20 protein-coding genes are annotated in these 23174 nt (G+C 73.6%); 14 read left to right on the top strand and 6 right to left on the bottom strand.

The features are described 5' to 3' along the window. The first annotated feature begins 39 nt into the window (after positions 1-39). Positions 40-582, top strand: a complete 543-nt coding sequence (locus tag BSB02_RS42940; RefSeq protein WP_084958610.1) for a nitroreductase family deazaflavin-dependent oxidoreductase — start codon at positions 40-42, stop codon at positions 580-582. Between the two features lie 2 nt (positions 583-584). Here BSB02_RS42940 and rpsD read toward each other — a convergent pair whose 3' ends face one another. Continuing rightward, the gene (rpsD, locus tag BSB02_RS10995; protein WP_084958609.1) at positions 585-1199 is read right to left on the bottom strand and encodes a 30S ribosomal protein S4; all 615 of its coding nucleotides are present in this window, start codon (positions 1197-1199) and stop codon (positions 585-587) included. A 66-nt stretch (positions 1200-1265) separates the two neighbouring features. Here rpsD and BSB02_RS10990 point away from each other — a divergent pair, with 66 nt between their 5' ends. After that, positions 1266-1967 (top strand): DUF2470 domain-containing protein, encoded by a 702-nt coding sequence (locus tag BSB02_RS10990; RefSeq protein WP_084958608.1) that lies wholly within the window; start codon positions 1266-1268, stop codon positions 1965-1967. A 10-nt stretch (positions 1968-1977) separates the two neighbouring features. Here the strand turns inward: BSB02_RS10990 and BSB02_RS10985 are convergent, their stop codons facing one another. Further along, positions 1978-5058 (bottom strand): M14 family metallopeptidase, encoded by a 3081-nt coding sequence (locus BSB02_RS10985; RefSeq protein WP_084958607.1) that lies wholly within the window; start codon positions 5056-5058, stop codon positions 1978-1980. Positions 5059-5185: 127 nt separating this feature from the next. Between BSB02_RS10985 and BSB02_RS10980 the strand changes: the two genes are divergently transcribed. The 4 genes from BSB02_RS10980 to BSB02_RS10965 all read left to right on the top strand — a co-directional run bounded on the left by BSB02_RS10980 (position 5186) and on the right by BSB02_RS10965 (position 8277). Continuing rightward, a complete protein-coding gene (locus BSB02_RS10980) occupies positions 5186-5764 on the top strand; it encodes a hypothetical protein (RefSeq protein WP_084958606.1) in 579 nt (192 codons plus the stop codon). A 121-nt stretch (positions 5765-5885) separates the two neighbouring features. Beyond that, the gene (locus BSB02_RS10975) at positions 5886-6425 is read left to right on the top strand and encodes a hypothetical protein (protein WP_084958605.1); all 540 of its coding nucleotides are present in this window, start codon (positions 5886-5888) and stop codon (positions 6423-6425) included. A gap of 75 nt (positions 6426-6500) precedes the next feature. Then, entirely contained in the window at positions 6501-7055 is a 555-nt protein-coding gene (locus BSB02_RS10970; protein ID WP_240506348.1) for a copper chaperone PCu(A)C, read from the top strand. Further along, positions 7048-8277: a Dyp-type peroxidase gene (locus BSB02_RS10965; protein WP_240506347.1), complete on the top strand. Its 1230-nt coding sequence runs from the start codon at positions 7048-7050 to the stop codon at positions 8275-8277. Before BSB02_RS10970 ends, BSB02_RS10965 begins: the two co-directional genes overlap by 8 nt. Positions 8278-8336: 59 nt before the next feature. Here BSB02_RS10965 and BSB02_RS10960 read toward each other — a convergent pair whose 3' ends face one another. Further along, entirely contained in the window at positions 8337-9533 is a 1197-nt protein-coding gene (locus BSB02_RS10960) for an ROK family transcriptional regulator (RefSeq protein ID WP_084958602.1), read from the bottom strand. Positions 9534-9664: 131 nt separating this feature from the next. Between BSB02_RS10960 and zwf the strand changes: the two genes are divergently transcribed. The 7 genes from zwf to BSB02_RS10925 all read left to right on the top strand — a co-directional run bounded on the left by zwf (position 9665) and on the right by BSB02_RS10925 (position 18190). Beyond that, complete coding sequence (gene zwf, locus BSB02_RS10955) at positions 9665-11125, top strand: glucose-6-phosphate dehydrogenase (RefSeq protein ID WP_084958601.1); 1461 nt, start codon at positions 9665-9667, stop codon at positions 11123-11125. Then, positions 11122-13023 carry a phosphogluconate dehydratase gene (gene edd / locus BSB02_RS10950; RefSeq protein WP_084958600.1) on the top strand — a complete coding sequence of 634 codons (1902 nt, stop codon included), beginning with the start codon at positions 11122-11124 and terminating at the stop codon, positions 13021-13023. The genes zwf and edd overlap by 4 nt, the downstream gene beginning before the upstream one ends. A 44-nt stretch (positions 13024-13067) precedes the next feature. Beyond that, a complete protein-coding gene (locus BSB02_RS10945; protein WP_240506346.1) occupies positions 13068-14021 on the top strand; it encodes a glucokinase in 954 nt (317 codons plus the stop codon). Beyond that, positions 14018-14632, top strand: coding sequence for a bifunctional 4-hydroxy-2-oxoglutarate aldolase/2-dehydro-3-deoxy-phosphogluconate aldolase (eda, locus tag BSB02_RS10940; RefSeq protein WP_084958598.1), 615 nt, complete (start codon positions 14018-14020; stop codon positions 14630-14632). The genes BSB02_RS10945 and eda overlap by 4 nt, the downstream gene beginning before the upstream one ends. 30 nt (positions 14633-14662) lie before the next feature. Then, the gene (locus tag BSB02_RS10935) at positions 14663-15022 is read left to right on the top strand and encodes a VOC family protein (protein WP_084958597.1); all 360 of its coding nucleotides are present in this window, start codon (positions 14663-14665) and stop codon (positions 15020-15022) included. A 90-nt stretch (positions 15023-15112) separates the two neighbouring features. Beyond that, complete coding sequence (locus BSB02_RS10930) at positions 15113-16957, top strand: serine/threonine-protein kinase (RefSeq protein WP_084958596.1); 1845 nt, start codon at positions 15113-15115, stop codon at positions 16955-16957. 84 nt (positions 16958-17041) lie between these two features. Beyond that, on the top strand, positions 17042-18190 hold the full coding sequence (locus tag BSB02_RS10925; RefSeq protein ID WP_169729379.1) for a YbfB/YjiJ family MFS transporter: 1149 nt from the start codon (positions 17042-17044) through the stop codon (positions 18188-18190). 122 nt (positions 18191-18312) lie between these two features. On the opposite strand, the gene BSB02_RS10920 is transcribed toward BSB02_RS10925, so the two are convergent. From BSB02_RS10920 to BSB02_RS10910, 3 genes are read right to left on the bottom strand one after another with little or no spacing between them, the layout of a single operon-like run. Further along, the gene (locus BSB02_RS10920; RefSeq protein ID WP_084958595.1) at positions 18313-19179 is read right to left on the bottom strand and encodes a carbohydrate kinase family protein; all 867 of its coding nucleotides are present in this window, start codon (positions 19177-19179) and stop codon (positions 18313-18315) included. Beyond that, entirely contained in the window at positions 19179-20204 is a 1026-nt protein-coding gene (locus BSB02_RS10915; RefSeq protein ID WP_084958655.1) for a LacI family DNA-binding transcriptional regulator, read from the bottom strand. The genes BSB02_RS10920 and BSB02_RS10915 overlap by 1 nt, the downstream gene beginning before the upstream one ends. Positions 20205-20214: 10 nt before the next feature. Then, positions 20215-21705, bottom strand: a complete 1491-nt coding sequence (locus BSB02_RS10910; RefSeq protein ID WP_084958594.1) for a glycoside hydrolase family 13 protein — start codon at positions 21703-21705, stop codon at positions 20215-20217. Positions 21706-21889: 184 nt separating this feature from the next. Here BSB02_RS10910 and BSB02_RS10905 point away from each other — a divergent pair, with 184 nt between their 5' ends. Next, positions 21890-23173: an ABC transporter ATP-binding protein gene (locus BSB02_RS10905; RefSeq protein WP_084958593.1), complete on the top strand. Its 1284-nt coding sequence runs from the start codon at positions 21890-21892 to the stop codon at positions 23171-23173. Position 23174 lies beyond the last annotated feature (1 nt).

Raw genomic sequence — 23174 nt, 5'->3', positions numbered from 1 at the left:
CTACCGATAGTTCGATGGTTTATATCACGTTTATCGGTCATGAAGTCGGGCATTTCGGCGGCGTGTTTTCGACCGAGCGCTTGCTACACTTCGCGGGTGCTGAAGCGCCTCTTGCAGTGGCTCGTCACCACCGACTGGTTCACGCGAATCGGCCCTAAGATCATCCCCCCGTTGGACCGAGCCGTTCACAGGCTCACCCGTGGCCGGCTGATGTCGAACAGCCGCATCATTCCCACCTTGGTCCTCACCACAACCGGACGCAAGAGCGGGCTGCCGCGCCGCACGCCGCTGGCCTGCCTGCCCGAGCCGGACGGCGGCCTCCTGGTGGTCGGCAGCAACTTCGGCACCGCCTCCCATCCGGCCTGGAGCGCGAACCTGCTGGCCACGCCGTCGGCCCGGGTCAGCTTCCGCGGCCGGGACTTCCCGGTCACCGCCACGCTGCTGACCGGCGAGGAACGGGCGGCCGTCTGGCCCCGGCTGATCGCCATGTGGCCGGTCTTCGACCACTACACCGCCAAGTCGGGCCGGGAGCTCCGGGTCTTCCGCCTCACACCGTCCGGCGCGGCCCAGGAGGGCCGGTAGCGCTATCGGGAGTAGAACTCCACCACGAGCTGCTCGTCGACGGGGACCGCGATGTGCTCGCGCTCGGGCTTGGCCGTGAGCGTGAAGGTGAGGTTCGCGTGGTCGACCGCCAGGTAGGGGGCGGTGCGCTCGTCGGCGTAGAGGCCCTCGGCCGCGGCGAGGAAGGGCTGCATCCGGCGCGACCTGTCGCGCACGGCGACGACCTGGCCCGGCTTGACCAGGTAGCTGGGGATGTCCACCTTGCGGCCGTCGACGGTGATGTGGCCGTGGGAGACGTACTGCCGGGCCGCGTAGATCGACGGCGCGAGCCCCGCGCGCACCACCAGCGAGGCCAGGCGGCTCTCCAGGATCGACACCAGCTCCCCGCCCGAGGCGCCGGGGCGGCGCACGGCCAGGTCCCAGTAGCGGCGCAGCTGGCGCTCCGACACGTCGTAGTACCAGCGCAGCTTCTGCTTCTCCAGCAGCCGCAGGCCGTAGTCGCCGGTGTCGCGCCGGTTCGTCATGCGGCCGTGCTGGCCGGGCGGGTAGGGCCGCTGCTCGAAGTACCGGACGGCCTTCCTGGTCAGCGGCACGCCCGCGCGTCGGGACAGCCGCACCTTGGGACCGGTGTAGCGCACGTTCACCTCAATGTGATTAGGTAGACCTTACTTAGGCAAGCCTAACCTACATTTGAAGGGGATGTCATGCCGCCCATCGCCGAGCGGATCCGCACGCTCGCCATGACCGCGAGCGTCACGAAGGTCACCCTGGACGGCGTGCCGTACCCCGCGACGGGCGGCGTGGACGCCCAGGGCCGGCCGGTCGTCCTGGCACGGCCCGGCGACCCGCTGCACCGCGTGCCCGAGGACGCCGCCGTGGCGGTCAACCTGTGCGCGATGCGCCTGCTCGGCACCGTGGAGCATCCCCGCGGCCTGCTGGAGGCGCAGGGCTGGCTGCAGGCCGTGCCGCGCGAGCAGGCCAGGGACGCCGCGCTCGCCGTGGCCGCCCGCAACGCCGACGAGGCGCTGTTCGAGGCCCTGGAGCGGTACGGCGAAGCCGCCGCGCCCCGGCTGCTGCGCCTGGACGTGGGCCAGATGGTGTACCTGACCGGCGAGGAGTCCGGCGTGCTCGACGCCGAGGACTACCTCGACGCCGAGCCCGACCCGCTGCTGGAGACGGCCGAGCGCGTCCTGGCCCACGTCAACGACACCCACCGCGGCCAGCTGGCCGCCGGCGTCTCCCGCCTGCTGGGACGGCGGGCCGGGGAGGTGTGGCTGTGGGAGCTGGACCGCTTCGGCGCGACCGTGCGCGCCGACGGGTCGCTGGTGCGGGTGCTGTGGGAGCGCCCCGCGGAGAGCGGCCTGTGCCTGGAGACCGCCCTCCGGGGGCTGCTGTGCGGGTGTTAACGGGGATGTGTCACCGCGGGTCGGCCAGCAGGTAGTCGGCGATCCGCTTCATCAGGTCGTCGCGCTCGGCCGGGGTGGCCACCTGCTCCAGGCCGAAGCCCAGGACGACCGAGTCGGCGGTCGCGACGGCCGGCGCGCCGAGGGAGTTGGCGCGGGTGAAGTCCGCCCCGACGTTGACGCTGCCCGGCGGCGGGCCGGGGACCGTCCAGGGGCCGAGGCCGGTCTCGAAGCCCTCGGCGTCCAGCGTGCCGCCTGTGGTCGTCACCTTGGTGTCGTCCACGAACGCGCCCTGGAAGCCGGTGCCCGGGTCGGCCACGTAGCTGATGGACACCTCCACCTTCTTGCCGGCGTAGGCCGACAGGTCGAAGGCGACCTTCTTCCAGCCGCCGGAGTTGCCGGTGAAGGCGTTCCAGCTCTTGGCCGTGCACGGGTCGCCGGGGGTGAGGTACTTCAGCAGCTGCGGGTGCGCGGCCAGGTAGTAGCCCTGCTCGCACTCGGCCGGCACCTGGGTGGTGGTGCCGCCGCCCAGATCCGGCAGCGTCACCCAGTCCTCCGCGCCCGCCGTGTGCGCCTCGACCAGCACGTGGTCGAAGTTCGCCTCGGTGTTGTAGGACAGCTGCGCCTCCAGCTTGGGCGCCTGGGCCGCGCTGACGCCGGTCAGGTCGATCGTGCGCACCAGGCGGCTGTAGGCGTAGTTGACGTGCCGCGCCGCGGCGTACCACTTGCCCTCGACCGGCTCGAACGGCCCGGTCCTGCCCTGGTAGATGGCCGCGGGCCAGCTCTTGAACAGCGGGAAGTCCCGCTCGTTGAGCAGCGTGCTGGTGACGGTGAAGTTGCCGGCCTCGTTGAGCGGGTTGTCGCCGGCGGCCGCGAAGGCCCCGGTGGCGCCCGTCAGCGGCGTGCCGGTGCCCTCCACGCCGGTGGGGGCGTTGACGGCGCTGCGGCCGGAGACGCCCAGCCAGTACTGCGCGAAGTCGTTGGACAGGGTCTCGCAGTCGTCGCGGGTGCTGATGGTCACCACGCAGGGCTTGTCGGGGAAGCCCTTCAGGCCGTAGTAGATGCCGCCGGTCATCACCGAGCCGAAGTAGGCGGCCGTCTCCCCCGCGTACAGCAGCTTGCCGCCCTCGTTGAGGTAGTCGCGCAGCGCCAGCGTGAGGTGGAAGGCCCGGTCGGCCACCTGGGCGTCGCGCCGCGGCGTGCCGAACACCGTGATCGTCTCGTCGGCCGCGTCCTGGGTGAGCCGGTTGTCGCCCAGGTACCACACCACGCCCTTGAAGTGCGACAGCGCGCCCAGGTGGTGCGGCACGCCGTCGGCGTCGACGTCCCACACCAGCGCCTTGCGCCCGGCGGCGGCCAGGGCGTCGACGTACTGCCGGGCGTACTTGGGCGCGGTCACCGTGGGCGGGTAGGCGGGGTTGACGCCCTTGTAGTCCTCGTCGGCCACCACCAGCACCTGCGCCCCGGCCAGGTCGCGCACGGTGTAGGCGAAGCGCGGGCTCTTGGCGGTCGCGGCGGTGAACCACACCTCGACCTTGTCGCCGGGCTTCTGGCCGCGGACCGTGCCGCGGTACTCGGCGAAGTAGGTGTCGAACTCGTCGCCGTAGCGCTCGCCGCCCTTCCACTCCCGCACCGGTACGGTGTGGGTGCGGCCGCCGTTGATCCGGTAGTGCAGCAGCTTGACCGGCAGCGAGCGGCGGATGAGGGCGGCCACCTGCTGGTCGCCGCTGTAGGAGACGGCGAACTCGTCGGGGTCGATGTCGGGGACCGTGCGGCCGACCGCCGAGACGGGCCGGTCGGGCCGGTGGGCGGACTTGGCCACCGACAGCGCGTACGGGATGTTCTTGGCGACCTCGGCGGCGACGAGCTTCTCGTCGTCGGGGAAGTGGAAGCCGCTCACGCAGTCCTCCGGCCGCCACGGGTCGTCCGGGTCGATCAGCGAGACGGTGCGGCAGGTGGACATCTCCGGCGTCTGGGTTAGCGCGCCGTAGGCGTTCTCGAAGTGCCCGTCGGTCTCGCCGTTGGTCGTGTACAGCTGGGCCCCGATCTCGGGCACGTAGCCGGGCACCGCGGGCTTGGCCGCGTCGCCCAGGATCGCGTCGTGGATCAGGTCGTCGGGGCTGGGGGTGTAGAACTGCCAGCCGACGCCGTGCAGCAGCAGCTCGGCGGCCGAGTGCCAGTTGATGACGAACTTGGGGCGCACCCGCTCGATGAGGGCGATCTGGGCCTTGGTCTCCGGCTCGGAGGCGGGAGCCGTACCGCGGAAGGTCTCGGAGGCGGGCACCGGCGAGGAGCCCTCGTTGTCGTAGCCCCACCTGTTGGGGAAGTTCCGGTTCAGGTCCACGCCCTCGCCGGTCTCCAGGACGCCGTCGCCGTCGTTGTCGCGCAGGTTCTTGCGCCACAGCCGGGTGTCGGGGGAGGTGAAGGTGTGGTCGTAGCCGTCGACGTTGACCACCGGGACGAACCACAGGTCGACCGTGTTGACCAGCTTGGTGATCTCCCGGTCCTTGCCGTAGTTGTCCAGGTAGTGGTGCATGAGGCGGCGGACCATCTCGGGGGTGATCCACTCGCGGGCGTGCTGGGCGGCCTGGTAGACGACGGCGGGCTTGACGCGGTCGGGCAGCGCCCGGGCGCCGAGCGTCACGCGGACGGCGGTGATGGGCTTGCCCTGCAGCGTGGTGCCGATGTCGACGGCCTTGGCGATGAGCGGGTGGTCGGCGGCGGCCTTCAGCAGCTCCTCGCGGATGTTGCCGGGGCCGCTGTAGGGGCGGAAGACCGTGGCCGCGGCCCTGGCCCTGGCCTGGACGGGCGCCTGCTCCCTCAGGTCGATGCCCTGCTTGCGGAGCTTGTCGGCGATGATCTCGTTGAGGATGATCGTCAGGCGGACCTTGCCGCCCTCGGCCGCGGTCGTGGTGACATCCTCGCGGTCGACGGCCTCCTGCTGGAGGAGGCCGAGCTGGTCGGGGGTGATCTCGGCGGTGTAGACCTTGGGACCGGTCGCCTCGGGGGGCTCGGCGGCGGCGGGTGCGGAGGGGAGGGAGACGAGTGCCCCGCATAACAGGAGTGAGGCTGCTGCGAGGGAGAAGCGTTTCATGCGTCATTTCTCCGCTCGACCGCGGCGCCTGTCAACGAATCCTCATTGATCACGATTTTTCACAGATTTTCGCCACTTCCGGCGCAAAGGCTGGTCAAATTTTCACCTGTCACTACCATGGCAGGCTGTGATCGAGGACTCCCCCACGGACGGCCCCGCCGTCGCCGGCCAGGGCGACCGGCGCAGGCGCGCCCTGATGGCGATCGCCCTCCTCGCCGGCACGCTCATGCTGGCCGGGGCCGCGATCCTCGTCGGCGGAGTGCTCATGGACACCGCCCGTTCCACCGCCCGCTGGCTGGGCGGATCCGGGACCGGCGCGGTGCCGGTGCTGACGCCCGAGCAGCGGCAGGCCCGCCCCGCCACACCGCCGCCTTCCCCCGCCGCCTCCCCGACGCCCACCAAGCCCACCGTGCCCGGCAGAACCGCCAGGACCGGCGAGCCGGCCAGGACCGTCAAGCCCGACACACCGGCCTCGACCTCCAAGCCCCGGTCCGGCGTCACCGCGCCGCCCACCCGGCAACCGTCCGGCACGCCCGCCCCGAGCCCGTCCACCCGGCACCACCCGGAAAGCACGCCGGACGCCTCCACGGCGGGCCAGGACGACCCGCCCTCCGCGGAGCCGACGGGCAAGCCGGCGCCGCCCGGCAAGACCAAGCACCCGGACAAGACCAAGCCGCCGGGCCACGCCCACGACTCGGACCGGTGACCCGTTCGCGTCCGGCGGGAGCGGTGGAGGGCGCCGGTGGGCCTTCCGTGCCCGGCTCTGCGGACGATCAGCCGTGAGGGTGCTTTCCTGACCGCGTGCGGCGCGTGGGATGATTCCCGCGATGCCCGCCTCCGTGCCCTTCCGCCTCGCCCGCGCCGCGGCGTTCGCCGCCGTGTGCACGGTGCTGGGCCTGCTGGCGCACCGGTTCGGAGGCGGGGACGTAGGGCTGCCCGTGGCCGCGGCGGCGTTCGCCGCCTCGTGGCTGGCCGCCGTGCCCGCCGCCGCCCGCGAGCGCGGCTACCCCGCCACGGTGGCGTTGCTGGCCGTCCTGCAGGCCGTACTCCACCTGCTGTTCTCGCTCGCCCACGCCGCCGAGCCCACAGCCTTGAGCGGCCACGCCCACGCGGGGCTGGTGCCGGGGCTCGGCATGCTGGCCGCCCACGGCTGGGCCGTCGCCCTGACCGCGCTGTGGCTGGCCCGCGGCGAGGCGGCGCTGTGGAGCCTCGTGCGGCGGATGCTGGTACGGCTGAGCCTCGTCTGGCCCGAGCCGCCGCCCGTCCCCTTCTACGCGGTCCCCGCGCCTGAGCCGAACATCCCGCGCCCGGCGCTGCTCCGGCACACCGTCAACGGTCGAGCCCCGCCCGTCTCTCCCGCCGCCTGACCAGTCCGCGCCCCGCTCCCCACGGAGACGGGCGCCCTTCCGTCATGCCTTTCTTCGTCAAGGAGAGACGTTCTCGTGAAGCTTCTTCGTCATGCCGTCGTGAGCCGTACCGTCGTGAGCCGTACCGCCGCCGCGTGCGCGGCGCTGGCTCTGTCCGCCTGCCTGTCCGCCTGCGGCTCCGGGCAGCCCTCCGCCCAGCCCGTCGCCCCCTCCTCCCCCGCCCCTTCCCCCGCCGGCGCCCTCACGATCACCGACCCCTGGGTGAAGGCCGCGGGCAAGGGCATGAGCGCCGCCTTCGGCACGCTCGTGAACAGCACCGACGCTCCGATCACCGTGGTCTCGGCCGCCACCCCCGCCTCGCCGGAGGTGGAGCTGCACGAGACCGTGGAGGACGGCGGCAAGATGGTGATGCGCCCCAAGCAGGGCGGCTTCGTGGTCCCGGCGCGCGGCTCGCTCAAGCTGGAGCCCGGCGGCAACCACATCATGCTCATGGACGTGCGGCGGCCCATCGAGCCCGGCGGCGAGGTGCCGTTCACCCTCCGGCTGGGGGACGGGTCCACGCTGCGGTTCACCGCCGTGGCCAAGGACTTCGCCGGCGCGAACGAGACCTACCACCCCGGCCATGGGTGAGCTTCCCATGGGCGGGCCCTTCGCCGTGGCGGAGATCGGGCGCCGGCGGCTCCTCGCGGGCGGCCTCGCGGTCGTGGGGGCCGGGACGCTGGCCGGCTGCTCCCCCGCCGACCGGGCCGCCGAACCGGGGCGAGGGCAGGCCGTCCAGCCAGCGCGGTCCGAGGATCAGCCGGGAGCCGGGGAGCCGGGGCGGGCCGTGGAATCCTTCCACGGCGAGCACCAGGCCGGGGTGGCGACCACGCCGCAGGCGCACGCCGCCTTCCTCGGCCTGTCCCTGCGCCGGGGCACCACACGGGACCACCTGCGCCGCCTGATGCGGCTGCTCACCGACGACGCCGGGCGCCTCACCCAGGGGCGCCCGGCCCTCGGCGACACCGAGCCCGGACTGGCCGCCCTTCCCGCCAGGCTGACCGTCACCTTCGGGTTCGGTCCCGGGTTCTTCCAGGCCGCCGGACTCCCCGGCGGCCCCGCCCCGCTGCCCCGCTTCCCGGTCGACCGCCTCCGGGACCGCTGGTCCGGCGGCGACCTGCTGGTGCAGCTGTGCTGCGACGACCCGGTGACGCTCGCCCACGCCGTCCGCATGGTCAGGAAGGACACCCGTGCCTTCGCCACGGTCAAGTGGCTCCAGCGCGGCTTCCGCCAGGCGACGCAGCGGCCGGGCCACACCCATCGCAACCTGATGGGCCAGCTCGACGGCACGGTCAACCCCCGGCCGGGCACGCCGGACTTCGACCGGGCCGTCTGGATCCGCGAGGGCCCGCTGCGCGGCGGCACCATGCTCGTGCTGCGCCGCATCGAGATGCTCATGGACGACTGGGACGCCGCCGACACCGGCGCCAAGGAGTTCGCGGTGGGGCGGCGGCTGGACAGCGGCGCGCCGCTCACCGGCACGCGCGAGCACGATCCGCCCGACTACGCCGCCGTGAACGGGCTCGGCTTCCCGGTGATCGCGCAGGAGGCGCACATCCGCCGCGCCCACGTCGCGGACCCGGGGCTGCGGATGTTCCGCAGGCCGTACTCCTACGAGGAGGCCGACGGCGAGGTCGGGCTGCTGTTCGCCGCCTACCAGGCCGACGTGGAGCGGCAGTTCGTCCCGGTCCAGCGCCGCCTGGCCGAGGCCGATCTGCTGAACCAGTGGACCAGGCCGGTCGGCTCGGCGGTGTTCGCGATCCCGCCGGGTTGCGCCGAGGGCGGCTGGATCGGCGAGACGCTGCTCGGCTAGGGTCGCGGCCCGGGCCGGACCGCGGTCCGGGCCGGGGCCCGCCGTACCGCTGGATCCCGCTAGATCCCGGACGGCGCCGCCGTACCCCTGGCGAGGCTCTCGTCGACGGCCTCCGGCGACAGCACGCGGTCGAGCACCATGACCGCGCACCCGCTGATGCCGGCGGCGGCGCCCAGGCGGCTGGGCTCGATGCGCAGGCTGCGCGTGGCCAACGCGGTGCCACGCCGGTAGACCACCTCGCGGATGCTGGACACCAGCGACGCGAACGCCTCGGCCACGTCGCCGCCGAGCACGACCACGGCCGGGTTGAGGATGTTGACCGCGCCCGCGAGCACCTCGCCGATGCGGCGGCCGGCCTCGCGCACCATGGCCATCGTCTCGGCGTCGCCCGCCCGCACCAGGGCGGTGACGTCGTCGATGTCCTTGACGTCCTTGCCCGCCTTGCGCAGGTCGCGCAGCAGGGCCGTACCGCTGGCGACGGAGTCGACGCAGTCGACGTTGCCGCACCGGCACAGCACGCCGCCGCCGTCCTTGACCGGGATGTGGCCGATCTCCCCCGCCGCGCCGAGCGCGCCGCGCAGGATCCGCCCGCCCGCCACGATGCCCGAGCCGATGCGCGTGGAGATCTTCACGAACAGCAGGTCGTCGGCCATCCCGGCGTAGACGCCGCGGTGCTCGCCGATGGCCAGCACGTTCACGTCGTTGTCGACCAGCACGGGCACGGGGAAGCGCTCCTGGACGATCGGCGGGATCACCACGCCGGTCCAGCTGGCCATCACGCGGACGCTCTCGGTGCGGCCCTTGGCGAACTCGACCGTGGCGGGCACGCCCATGCCCACGCCCCTGACCATGGAGCGCGGCCGATCGCCGAGCAGTTCCTCCCAGGTGTCCATGAGCAGCGGCAGCACCACGTCGGGGCCCTGCTCCACGTCGATGGCGAAGCCCCGCCCGGCCAGCTCGCGCCCGGCCAGGTCGCAGACGGCCACTCTGGTACGGCTCGCGCCGAGCGAGGCGACCAGCACCACGCCCCCGGCGGCGTTGAACTCCAGGCGGACGGGCGGACGGCCGCCGGTGGAGGGGGCGTCGGTGCGCTCCACGACGAGCCCGCGCTCCAGCAGCTCGCCGACTCGCAGCGACACGGCTGGGCGGGACAGCCCGGTCACGCGGCCGATGTCCGCGCGCGTGACGGCCTCACCCGAGCGGATCAGGTGCAGCACCTCGCCGGTCGTGGCGAGCGCGGCGGTACGTCGAGACATCGGCTTAGTAAACCACAGACACCTAAGTAATGAAAAGTCATGGCTTATGTATCTCAACATACAAAACTCGGGTTGTGTCGGACCTTAAGTCCGGCTACTGTCCGTTCTGCCCGATCTGACTTGGAGGCCACGTGTCCCCCCACGCCCACGAAGCAGACCTCGTCGTCTTCGGCGGCACCGGTGACCTGTCCATGCGCAAGCTGCTGCCCGCGCTGTTCCACTCCGACCTGGAGGGCCGCCTGGCCCCGCAGACCCGGATCATCGCGATGTCGCGCGGCGGCCTGGACGACTCCGACTTCCGCGGCAAGGTCGACGCCGAGGTGCGGGCCTTCGTGCCCGAGGACCCGGCCGCCTGGCGGCGCTTCCTGGGGCGGCTGCACCACGTGACCGTGGATGTGGGCGGCGAGGACCGCAGCGGGTGGCGCGAGCTGACCCGGATGCTGGCCGGGCATGAGCAGCGTGACCGGATCTTCTACCTGGCCAGCCCGCCCATGACGTTCGGGCCGTTCTGCCGGGACCTGCACGCCGCCGGCCTGGTGACGCCCCGCTCGCGGGTCGTGCTGGAAAAGCCGCTGGGCCGCGACCTGGTCAGCGCCCGGCGCATCAACGACGAGGTCGGCGCCATCTTCGACGAGCGGCAGATCTTCCGCATCGACCACTACCTGGGCAAGGAGACGGTGCAGAACCTGCTGGTGCTGCGCTTCGCCAACGCCTTCCTGGAGCCGATCTGGAACTCGCTGTGGATCGACCACGTCCAGATCACCGCCGCCGAGACCGTGGGCACGCCCGGCCGCCGCGGCTACTACGACCACGCGGGCGCGCTGCGCGACATGGTGCAGAACCACCTGCTCCAGCTGCTGTGCCTGGTCGCCATGGAGCCGCCGGCCCGCAACGACCGGGAGGCCATCCGCGACGAGAAGGTCAAGGTGCTGCAGGCGCTGCGGCCGATCGCCGGCTCGGAGGTGGACCGCTTCACCGTGCGCGGGCAGTACACCGCCTCCGGCGACATGCCCGGCTACCTGGACGAGCCCGCCTCGACCCCGCCCACCGAGGCCTCGCGGCGGGTGGAGACCTTCACCGCGATCCGCGCCGAGATCAAGAACTGGCGCTGGGCCGGGGTGCCGTTCTACCTGCGCACCGGCAAGCGCATGCCGTACCGGCGCAGCGAGATCGTCGTGCAGTTCAAGGACGTGCCGCACTCCATCTTCCCCGGCGGCTCCCCCAACCGGCTGGTGCTGCGGCTGCAGCCCGAGGAGGGCATCGAGCTGCACATCATGGCCAAGGAGCCGGGCGCGGGCGAGGTGACGCTCAAGCCGGTGCCGCTGTCGCTGTCGTTCGGCAAGACGTTCGCCACCCGCGTGCCCGACGCCTACGAGCGGCTGCTGTCGGACGTGCTGGCCGGCAACCCGACCCTGTTCATGCGCCGCGACGAGGTCGAGGCCGCCTGGCGCTGGATCGACCCCATCCTCGAGGCCTGGGAGTCCTCCTCCCGGCTGCCCGAGCCCTACCCCGCCGGCACCACCGGACCCGCCGGAGCCCACGAACTGCTCGGCCGCAGCGGTCGCGCCTGGCATGAGGAGACCCATCCGTGAACCCGACGATCCTGGACGTCACCGAGCGCATCGCCGCGCGCAGCCGCGCCAGCCGTACCGCCTACCTGGAGCGGATCCGCCGCGAGGGCGAGCGGCTGCGCGAGCGCGGGCCCGCGCGCTCCCACCTGGGCTGCGCGAACCTGGCACACGGCTTCGCCGCCGCGCCCGCCGAGGACAAGCCGGCCCTGCGGGGCACGGCCAAGCCCGGCGTGGCGATCGTGACCAGCTACAACGACATGCTGTCGGCGCACCAGCCGTATGAGACCTACCCGCCGGAGCTGAAGGCCGCGGTACGGCGGGCGGGCGGCGTCGCGCAGGTCGCGGGCGGCGTGCCGGCCATGTGCGACGGCATCACCCAGGGCCGTCCCGGCATGGAGCTGTCCCTCTACAGCCGCGACGTGATCGCCATGGCCACCGCGATCGCGCTGTCGCACGACATGTTCGACGCCGCGCTGCTGCTGGGCGTGTGCGACAAGATCGTGCCCGGCCTGCTGATCGGCGCGCTGCACTTCGGGCACCTGCCGGCCGTGTTCGTGCCCGCCGGGCCGATGACCTCCGGCCTGCCCAACAAGGTCAAGGCCAGGACGCGGCAGAAGTACGCCGAGGGCCTGGTCGGGCGCGAGGAGCTCCTGGACGCCGAGGCCAGGTCCTACCACTCCCCCGGCACCTGCACCTTCTACGGCACCGCCAACTCCAACCAGGTGCTGATGGAGGTCATGGGCCTGCACCTGCCCGGCGCGACCTTCGTCAACCCGCACACCGAGCTGCGGCACGCGCTGACCGCCGCCGCGGGCGAGCGGGTCGTGCGGCTGACGGCCCACGGCCCGGAGTACACGCCGATCGGCGAGGTCGTGGACGAGAAGGCGATCGTCAACGCCTGCGTCGCGCTGCTGGCCACCGGCGGGTCCACCAACCACACCCTGCACCTGGTCGCCATGGCCGCCGCCGCGGGCATCGTGCTCACCTGGGACGACATGGCCGCGCTGTCGAAGGCCGTGCCGCTGCTGGCGCGCGTCTACCCCAACGGGCAGGCGGATGTGAACCAGTTCCGCGACGCGGGCGGGCTGCAGGTGCTCATCGGCGACCTGCTGGACGCCGGGCTGCTGCACCGCGACGTGCTCACCGTGGCGGGGCGGGGGCTGGACCACTACCGGTCGGCGCCGTCGCTGAAGGAGGGGGCGCTGGTCTGGGAGGAGATCACCGGCGGGCCGGCCGACCCGGAGGTGCTGCGGCCGGTGTCCGACCCGTTCGCGGCCGACGGCGGCATCCACATCCTGCACGGCAACCTCGGCCGCGCGGTCAGCAAGGTCTCGGCCGTCAAGCCCGAGCACCTGGTGATCGAGGCGCCCGCCAAGGTCTTCGACGACCAGCTGGAGCTGCTGGCCGCCTTCGAGCGGGGCGAGCTGGACGGCCAGGACTTCGTCGCGGTCATCCGCTACCAGGGGCCGTCCGCGAACGGCATGCCGGAGCTGCACAAGCTCACCCCGCCGCTGGCGGTGCTGCTCGACCGGGGCCAGCGGGTGGCGATCGTGACCGACGGCCGCATGTCGGGCGCGTCGGGCAAGGTGCCGGCGGCCATCCACCTGTCGCCGGAGGCGGCCGACGGCGGTCCCATCGCGCTCGTGCGCGACGGCGACGTCATCCGCCTGGACTCGGCCGCGGGCACGCTGGAGGTGCTGGCCGACCTGTCGGGGCGGGCGCCCGAGGGGCGGGCCCTGAGCGACGCGGAGTGGATCGGCACGGGCCGGGAGCTGTTCGCGGCCTTCCGCCGCATGGCGGGCCCGGCCGAGCGCGGCGGCTCGGTGTTCGGGGTCTCGGGCTCGGAGTCGCCCGACCACGGCCCGGGCCTGGGCTTCGCGGCGCCGGCCGGGGCGTCGCACGCGGAGACCGCCCGATGAGCCCTTCCGGGGCGGTGCGGGCGAGCACGCGAGGGAGGCCGGAGGTGAGCACGACGCTGCCGTGGCTGGTGGCCGACATCGGCGGCACCAACGCGCGGTTCGGCCTGGTGCGGGAGCCCGGCGCCAGGCCCACGGGCGTCAGGGTGCTGCCCGTGGCCGACTACCCCACGCTGCCCGACGCCGTGGCCGACTACCTCGGCCGCCTCGGCGGCGTCCGCCCCGGCGCGGCGTGCGTGGCGGTCGCCGGGCCGGTGGACGGCCACGCCTACAGGCTGACCAACGCCCACTGGACGGGCAGCGTCGAGGACCTGCGCCTGCCGTACGCCGTGCTGATCAACGACTTCGAGGCGCTCGCCGCCTCCCTGCCGCACCTGGAGCCGGGCGACCTGGCGAGCCTGGGCGGCCCCGAGCCGGGGCACGGCGTCAAGGCGGTGCTCGGGCCCGGCACCGGGCTGGGCGTGGCGGGTCTGGTGCCCGCGGACGGCGGCTGGGTGCCGGTGCCGTGCGAGGGTGGGCACGTGACGGTCCCGGTCACCACGCCCAAGGAGCTCGAGATCGTCCGCGCCCTGCAGGCGCAGGGGATGGCCCGTGTGGAGGCTGAGGACCTGCTGTCGGGGCCCGGCCTGGTACGGCTGCGCCGGGCGCTGGCGGCCGTGAACGGCGTGCCGGAGCCGGCCACGGAGCCCGGCCTGACCGCGGCGGACATCGTCGCCCGGCTGGACGACTCGCTGTGCGCCGAGACGGTCGAGGTGTTCTGCGCGATGCTGGGCACCTTCGCCGGGAACGTCGCCCTCACCCTGGGCGCCAGGGGCGGGGTGTACCTGGGCGGCGGCGTGCTGCCCCGTATCGTGGAGCGCGTGCGGGCCGGCGAGTTCCGCGCCCGTTTCGAGGCCGGTCCGACCGGCTACCTGTCGGCCATCGCCACCACCCTGATCGTGGCCCCGCAGCCCGCCCTCACCGGCGCGGCGGCGTGGCTGGGAAGGAACCTTCAGTCATGAGCCTGCTGGACCTGGCGCCCGTGATCCCCGTCGTGGTGATCGAGAGAGTGGACGACGCGGTGCCGCTGGCGCGCGCCCTGGTGGCCGGCGGGCTGCCGGTGATCGAGGTGACGTTGCGCACGGCGGGCGCGCTGGAGGCGATCGGCCGGATCGCGGCCGAGGTGCCGGACGCGGTGGTGGGCGCGGGCACGGTCCGGACCGCCCAGGACGTCGCGGCCTCCGTCGAGGCCGGGGCGAGGTTCCTGGTCTCGCCGGGCACCACCCCGGCCCTCGTGGAGGCCATGCTGGCCGCCGGCGTGCCGTTCCTGCCGGGCACGGCGACCGCCTCGGAGGCGATGGCCCTGGCCGAGCGCGGCATCAGGGAGCTGAAGTTCTTCCCGGCCGAGGCGGCGGGCGGCGTGCCGTACCTCAAGGCGCTGGCCGGGCCGCTGCCGGAGGTGAGGTTCTGCCCGACGGGCGGCGTCAGGCCGGAGACCGCCCCGGCCTACCTCGCGCTGAACAACGTCGGCTGCGTCGGCGGCACCTGGCTGACCCCGGCCGACGCGCTGGCGGCGGGCGACTGGGGGCGGGTGGAGAAGCTGGCCGCCGAGGCCGCGCGGCTGCGGGGGTGACACCGGCGCCCGGCCGGGCATGGTGAGATCATGGCTTGCCGCGTCACCGAGATCGTGCTGGACTGCGCCGACCCCCGTGCGCTGGCCTCCTTCTGGAGCCGGGTGCTGGACTTCCGGGTGGTCGACCAGGAGGAGGACGTCGTGGAGCTGGGCTCGGACTCCTCCCCCTTCACCCTCGTGCTCGTCCGGTCCCCCGATCCCAAGGTGGTCAAGAACCGCCTGCACCTCGACGTCAACCCGACCGACCGGGACCAGGAGGCCGAGCTGCGGCGCCTGCTCGATCTCGGCGCCCGCCCCGTCGACGTCGGCCAGGGCCCGGAGGTCAGCTGGCACGTGCTGGCCGATCCCGAGGGTAACGAGTTCTGCCTGCTGCGGCGCCGCGTCACCTGAAGGAGGCGGCTTCTCGCCGCGCCTGCCGCGGGCCACCGAGGAGCCGGACCGGCACGCCAGTCCGGCCGTCCTCCATTAGAGTTTGGGGCAATGGGGGGAGAACTCGGCGAAGGGACGGCGGCGGTGGGGCAGCACAGTCCGCTGACGCCGGAGGATCCGACCGCCATCGGCCCCTACCAGCTGGTCGGCCGGCTCGGCTCGGGCGGGATGGGGACGGTCTACCTGGCGACGGCCCCCGACGGTGCCCAGGTGGCGCTCAAGGCGATCCGCCGCGACCTGGCCGCCGACCCGGTCTACCGGGCGCGCTTCCACGAGGAGGTGTCCAACGCCCGGCGCGTGGCGTCCTTCTGCACGGCCCGCGTGCTGGACCACGGCGAGGACGCGGGGATCCTCTACCTCGTCACCGAGTACATCGACGGCGTCTCGCTCGAGGACCACCTGCTGCGGCACGGGCCGCTGTCGCACTCCATGCTGCACTCGGTGGGCGTCGGCGTGGCCGCCGCGCTCACCGCGATCCACGCCGCCGGGCTCGTGCACCGCGACCTCAAGCCCGCCAACGTGATGCTGACGCTGGCCGGGCCCAGGGTGATCGACTTCGGGCTGGCGCGGTCGGCGACGATGAACTCCCGGCACACCAACGTCGGCATGGTGATGGGCACGCCCGGCTGGATCGCTCCCGAACAGGTCTTCGAGGGGCGCACCAGTCCCGCGGCCGACGTCTTCGCGTGGGGGTCGCTGATCGCGTACGCGGGGCTCGGCGGGCATCCGTTCGGCCAGGGCGACGCCTACGTCATGGCCGCCAGGGCCCGCACCGCCCCGCCGGACCTGCGCGGCCTGCCCGCCCCGCTCGACCGGCTGGTGGCGGCGGCCATCCACCCCGACCCCGACCGCCGGCCCACCGCGACGCAGCTGCTGCTGGAGCTGGTCGGGGCCACCGAGACCACCGGGGCGCAGCAGGCGGCCACCCGGTTCCTGACGGACTCCTGGGATCCGGCCGCCTTCCCGCGGCCCGTCCCGCCGCGGGGCTCGTCGTGGTCGCCGCACCCGCAGGGGCACACCGGCCGCCCGCCGCGCCCCGCCGCTCCCCCGCCTCCCGGGCCTCCGGGCGGCGGGCCGGGCCACGTGCCCCACCCGCCCGCCTCGCGAGGCCCGCTGCCGCATCCCGAGCACACCGGCACCGGCCGCCTCCCCCACCCGTCCGCCCCGCCGCCCGAGGTCACCGGCGGCGGCCGCCTCCCCCACCCGTCAGCTCCGCCACCGGACGTGACCGGGGGCGGCCGGATGCCGCGTCCTTCCGCCCCGCCGCCGGACGTCACGGGGAGCGGCCGGATGCCGCGTCCTTCTTCCCCGCCGCCGGACGTGACCGGCACCGGCCGGCTGCCGCATCCCCCGGCGCCGGGCCGCAGCGGGGGAGGTCCGCCGCCGCCCGGGCATCCGCCCCAGCCGGTCCGGCCGCTTCCCCAGGCCCGCGGCGGCCTCGGCGGCGGCTGCCTGGCGCTCGTCGTCGTCGGCGTCCTGCTGCTCGTGCTGCTGGTCGTCCTGATCTCCAGCCTGCTGCGCTCCCCCTCGGTGAGCGCCGAGGACGTCGCGCGCGACGGCAAGCTGTCCTTCGCGGTCACCAAGGCCTCCTGCCCCAAGCCCGCGCGCTCGGCCTCGGCCCGCACCTGCACGATCTCGCTCAGGGTCCGCAACGTCGGCCAGGAGAGCCGGGTCCTCTACCCCGGCCAGCAGAAGATCGTCGACACCGGCGGCGTCGCCCACCCCGGCACGCGCCTGCTCGACAAGTCCGGCAAGGCGCTCACCCCGGTCCGCGTCCCGCCGGGCCAGTCCTTCACCGGGGCCCTGGTCTTCGAGCTGCCCAGGGCCACCCGCCCCGAGGCCCTGGAGCTGCACGACTCGGCCCTCAGCCGCGGCGTCCGCGTCCGGCTTCCCTGAGCCCGCCCTGATAGTACCGATCGGTTCGATCTCTGCTATCGTCAACATCGTACTGATCGGTTCGATGTGTGGGAGGGCCCGACCGTGCTCGATCTCGGCAGGCGGCAGGCGGTACGGCAGGCGGCGCGCCTGGCGCTGGGCACCGCCTCCGCGCTCGGCCTCGCCCGCTTCGCCTACGGCCTGCTCGTGCCCGCCATGCGCGAGGACCTTCGCTGGACCCTGGCCCAGGCCGGGGCGATGAGCACGGCCAACGGCGTGGGCTACCTGCTGGGCGCGCTGGCCGCCGCCACGGTCGCGCGGCGCCTCGGCCCGGCCCGGGCCTTCCGCTGCGGCATGGCCCTCACCGCCGTCTCGCTGGCCGCCACCGCGCTCACCGGCCACTACGTGGCGCTCCTGATCCTGCGGGCCGCGGCGGGGGCGGCGGGCGCGCTGGTGTTCGTCACCGGCGGCGTGATCGCCTCCCGCCTGGCCGCCCGTGCGGGCTCCGGGACGCCGATCACCGCCTACTTCGCGGGCACGGGCGCGGGCATCGTGCTCGGCGGCGTCGCCGTCCCGCTGCTGGGCGGGCACTGGCGGCTTGCCTGGGCGGGCCTGGGCGTCGCCGCCGCCCTCGCGGCGGCGGGCAGCTGGACCGCGGCGCGCACCGGCGAGGAGACGCCCGCCGCCACCGCCGGGCGGGCGCGGCTGCGCCCGCTGTGGGGGATCGCCCTGGCGTACCTGCTGTTCGCCGCCGGTTACATCGCCTACATCACGTTCCTGTCCGCCTACCTCGCCGAACGGCGGGCGCCGCTCGCGCAGGTAGTGCTGACCTGGACGGCGCTGGGCCTGGCGGTGGTCGCGGCGCCCGCGCTGTGGAGCCGCCCGACCGCCGCCTGGCCCGGCACCCGCGCCCTGGCCACGCTGCTCGGCGCGCTGGCCGGCGGGGCCGCGCTGGCCCTGGCCGCGCCCGCGCCGCCGGTCATCCTGGCCTCGGCGATCGTGTACGGCGCGACGTTCATGGGCGTTCCCGCCGCGGTCACCGCGCTCATCAAACGTGACACCCCGCCCGCCGGCTGGACGGCGACGCTGGCGGCCTTCACCACGCTGTTCGCGGCCGGGCAGACCGCGGGCCCGTGGCTCGCGGGCATCGTCGCCGACCGCACCTCAGCCGAGGCCACCCTGGCGTGGACGGCGGCCCTGTGCGCCCTGGCCGCCGTCGTGGCCGCGGCCGCGGGCCGCTCCCGCATCCCCTGATCCGCCCGACCCGACAAGGAGCACGACGATGGCGACCTTCGTCCTCATCCCCGGCATGTGCCACGGCGGCCGGCGCTTCGAGGAGGTCACCCGCCGCCTGCGCGACGTGCCGGTGGAGATCCTCACCCGGGCAGCCGCGCCGTGAGCGTGGCCAGGTCGATGGGGTTCTCGTGGGTGCCCGGCGTGACGCAGGCGTGGGCGCCCGCTATCGCGCCGTAGCGCACGCACTCCGCCACCGCCGCGCCGCGCAGCCTGCCGTACAGGAAGCCGGAGACGAACGCGTCGCCCGCGCCGTTGGTGTCGGCGACCGGGCCGGGGAGCGGCGCGGCCGGGAAGGCGGTCACCCGGCCGCCGCGCTCCAGCACCAGGCAGCCGTCGGCGCCGCGCGTGCACACGACGGTCGAGGCGCGGCCGTGGGCGATGATCGACCGCATCGCGGCCTCGGGGTCGGTCAGCGCCGCCGCGGACAGGAACACCAGGTCCGAGCGGTAGGCGAAGTCCTTGTGGTAGTCGTTGCGCCCGTCCCAGTCGTGCAGGTCGGTGGAGATCGGCACGCCGTCGAGGTCGTCGTAGACGTGCCGCGCAAAGTCCATGATCGAGACGTGCACGTGCCGGGCCGGGGTCGCGTACAGCGAGCGCGGCAGCCGCTCGCCGGGCGTGGCGCGCGCGTCGTACAGCGACGTGCGCCGCCCGTCGGGGCCCACGAGCAGGACGCTCCTGCGCGTGCCGGCCGCCGCGGGGGCCCAGGCGAAGTCGACGCCGCTCATGGCCCGCCGGATGAGCGCGCCCTGCGGGTCGTCGCCGATGAGGTCGACGAAGCGGACCGACAGCCCGAGGGCCGCGCAGCCGAGCGCGACGCCCGCGCCGGTGTTGCCGATGCGGTCGACCACGGGCGGCACGCCGTAGGTGTCGGCGTACGGCAACGGCAGCCGCGGCACGTAGACCGTGGTGTCGACGCCGGCGCCGCCGATGACGAGGACGTCGCGCATCAGCGGTTCACCAGCGGCCCGGAGCCGGTGGAGCCGCGCACGACCAGCTCGGGCTGGAAGATGAGCTCGATGTGCCGGGCGGGCGCCCCGTTGACCTCCTCCAGCAGCGTCTGCACGGCGGCCGAGGCCATCGCGCCGATCGGCTTGCGCACCGTGGTCAGCGGCGGGTCGGTGAAGGCGATCAGCGGCGAGTCGTCGAAGCCCACGACCGACACCTCCCCCGGCACCGACAGCCCGCGCTGGCGGCATGCGCGGATGGCGCCCAGCGCCATGAGGTCGCTCGCGCACACGATGCCCGTGCAGCCGCGCGACAGCAGCTGGGCGGCGGCGGCCTGGCCGCCCTCGACCGAGAACAGCGAGTGGGCGATGAGGTCGTCGACGTCGGTGGCGCCCAGCAGCTGGGCCATGGCCTGCTTGTACCCCTCGATCTTGCGGATGACCGGCACGAAGCGGCGCGGCCCGAGCGCCAGGCCGATGCGCTCGTGGCCGAGGTCCACCAGGTGCTGCACGGCCAGCCGCGAGGCCAGGCGGTCGTCGGGCGAGATGAAGGGCGCGTCGATGGCCTCGTTGTAGCCGTCGACCAGCACGATCGGCAGCCCGCGGTCGATGAGGCGCGTGTAGCGGTCCATCCGGGCGGTGGTGTCGGCGTGCAGGCCGGAGACGAAGACGATGCCGCTGACGCCGCGGTCGACCAGCAGCTCGGTGAACTCGTCCTCCGGCGCGCCGCCGGGCAGCTGGGTGCACAGCACCGGGGTGTAGCCGTGCTGGGTGAGGGCCCGCTCCACGGCCTGCGCGAAGGCGGGGAAGATCGGGTTGTCGAGCTCGGGGGTGACCAGGCCGATGAGGCCGTTGCTGCGCTGGCGCAGCCGCGGCGGCCGCTCGTAGCCCATCAGGTCCAGGGCCGTCATCACGGCCTGCCTGGTGGCCGAGGACACGCCGGGCTTGCCGTTCAGCACGCGGCTCACCGTCGCCTCGCTCACCCCCGCCTGGGCCGCGATGTCGGCGAGTCTGGCTGGACCGTTCATGATGGACACTTTACGCAACCCTGCCCCGCCACCACGTGGTGGAATCGAGGGCTTCCGGAGTGTCGCTCGTCAGCAGCACCTCGCCGGTCACCAGGCCCGCCGTGGAGCCGGTGAGGTTGACCGCGCACACCAGGTCGCCGCGGGAGAACAGCAGCGTGCCCTCGGGCGAGTCGTGCCAGGTCAACGTCTCGTATCCGGCCCTTTGGAAGGTACGGCGGAGCCGCAGCGCCGCCCGGTACAGCTCCAGCGTCGAGCCGGGCACGCCGTGCTGCGCCTCCACGCTGAGCTCGCCCCAGGAGGGCGGGATCGGCAGCCACGGCCGGTGCCAGCCCAGCGAGCGGGTCCACGGGATCGGCACCCGGCAGCCGTCGCGCCCGCTGTCGGGGGCGCGCAGCCGCTGCGGGTCCTGGCAGACCTCCTCCGGCAGGTCGAGCACCTCGGGGAGGCCGAGCTCCTCGCCCTGGTAGAGGTAGGCCGAGCCGGGCAGGGCGAGCATGAGCAGGGTGGCGGCGCGGGCGCGGGCGAGGGAGCCGTAGCGGGTGACGTGCCGCTTGACGTCGTGGTTGGACAGCACCCAGGTGGTGGGCGCGCCCACGGACCCGGCGGTGGCCAGCGACTCGTCGATCACCCGGCGCAGCGCGGGCGCCTGCCACGGGGTGAACAGGAAGTGGAAGTTGAAGGCCTGGTGCAGCTCGTCGGGCCGGACGTAGGCGGCCAGCCGCTCGGGCGTGGGCGCCCACGCCTCGGCGACGCCGATCCGCTCGCCGGGGTAGGAGTCGAGGATCTTGCGCCAGCGGCGGTGGATGTCGTGCACGCCGTCGTTGTCGAAGTACGGCACGGGCTCGCAGCCGATGAGCCGCACCTGGCCGGGGTGACCGATGTCGGGCAGGTCTCGGGGCTTGACCATGCCGTGGGCCACGTCGACGCGGAAGCCGTCCACGCCCAGGTCCAGCCAGAAGCGCAGGATCGAGTCGAACTCGGCGTTGACCTCCGGGTGCTCCCAGTTGAGATCGGGCTGGGCCGGGTCGAACAGGTGCAGGTACCACTGCCCGTCCTCGACCTGGGTCCACGCGGGCCCGCCGAAGATGGACTCCCAGTCGTTGGGCGGCCCGCCCGCCCGGGAGTCGCGGAAGATGTAGCGGTCCCGGCCGATCCCGCGCAGCGCCTCCCGGAACCACGGGTGCGCCGAGGAGGTGTGGTTGGGCACGATGTCGACGATCACCCGCAGCCCCAGCCCGTGCGCGTCCTTGATGAGCGCCTTGGCGTCGCCCAGCGCGCCGAACAGCGGGTCCACGTCCCGGTAGTCGGCCACGTCGTAGCCGAAATCGGCCATGGGAGAGGGGTAGAAGGGCGTCAGCCAGATCGCGTCCACGCCCAGGTCCTTCAGGTACGGCAGGCGCTGCCTGGCGCCGATCAGGTCGCCCACGCCGTCGCCGTTGCCGTCGGCGAAGCTGCGCACGTAGACCTGGTAGATCACGGCGTCACGCCACCAGTCGGTCATGAAGTCCCCCGCGGAGGTCGATCACTCGTTGGCAAATGGTTGCCGCAAGTTTACGCAAGACCTTGCATGACCGAAATACCACAGAAGGTTGTAAGTATCATGATTTTTCTTGTTAACTCTGGACACCTTGCGCCGGGCCGCGATGTACTACCTCATCAATCACTGGCGCAAGGTGTGTTGACCTATGAGCTCGGTCGTTCTCGACAAGGTGACCAAGGTGTACCCGGGCGGCCATCTGGCCGTCGACCGCGTGAGTCTCAAGGCCGAGAACGGGGAGTTCCTCGTCCTGCTCGGCCCGTCGGGCTGCGGCAAGTCCACGCTCCTGCGCATGATCGCCGGCCTGGAGGAGATCACCGGCGGGGACCTGTGGCTGGACGGCAAGCTGGCCAACCAGCTGACCCCGCGCGAGCGTGACGTCGCGATGGTGTTCCAGAACGGCGCCCTCTACCCCCACAGGACCGTGCGCGGCAACATGGCCTTCCCCCTGGAGATCGCCAAGGAGGACCCGGGGGCCGTGCGGGAGCGGGTGGAGCACCTGTCCAAGGCCCTGCACATCGAGGAGACCCTGGAGCGCCGCCCGCACACGCTGTCGGGCGGCCAGCGCCAGCGGGTGGCGATGGGGCGGGCCATCGTCCGCCAGCCCAAGATCTTCCTCATGGACGAGCCGCTGTCCAACCTGGACGCGGGCATGCGCACCGAGCTGCGGATGGAGATCTCCTCGCTGGTCAGGTCGCTCGGCGTGACGACCATCTACGTCACCCACGACCAGGTCGAGGCGCTCACGCTGGCCGACCGCATCGCCATCCTCAACCGGGGCGTGCTGCAGGACGTCGGGACCCCGGCGCAGATCTACAACGATCCAGCCACCGCCTTCACCGCGGCGTTCCTCAACTCCCAGCAGCTCAACCTGATGGCGGCGGGCGTCCACACGCCGCAGAACGCCTACGTGCTGCTGGACTTCGGCCCGCACCACCTGATCCTGCCTTGGAGCGATCCGCGGGCCTACGCCACCTCCCAGCACGTCGGCCACCAGATCCTCGTCGGGATGCGTCCCGACGGGCTGGCGCCGGTGCCGGAGTCCTACGAGGGGCCGTCCATCTTCGGCCGGGTGCGGGCGCTGGAGTACCACGGCCACGAGTGGATGGCCTACGTGGAGTGCGGGATCCCGGCCGCGCCCGTCCCCGAGCCGCCCGACCAGCGCGTCACGGCCAACGGGCACAAGCGCGACCGCGCCGGGCTGCGCGGGATGGTCCGGCGGCTGTTCGCCCAGGAGGAGGAGCTGCCGCCCCAGGAGCGCGTGGGCGCCGGCGGCGTCGCCGGCGGCATCCACCGCCGCTCCGACCTCATCGTCCGGCTCGGCTCCCGGCCGGTGTGGCGGGTGGGCGACCCGGCCAAGGTGGCGGTGGACCTGACCCGCGTGATGCTGTTCACGCCGGACGGCGCCCGCATCGACCCGCCCCGCAGGTGAG

It is taken from the genome of Thermoactinospora rubra (assembly GCF_002093975.1).
In the GTDB taxonomy this organism is placed as follows: Bacteria; Actinomycetota; Actinomycetes; order Streptosporangiales; family Streptosporangiaceae; genus Nonomuraea; species Nonomuraea rubra_A.
The sequence above is the reverse complement of the archived record's forward strand: the minus strand, read 5'-3'. Positions and strand labels throughout refer to the sequence as shown.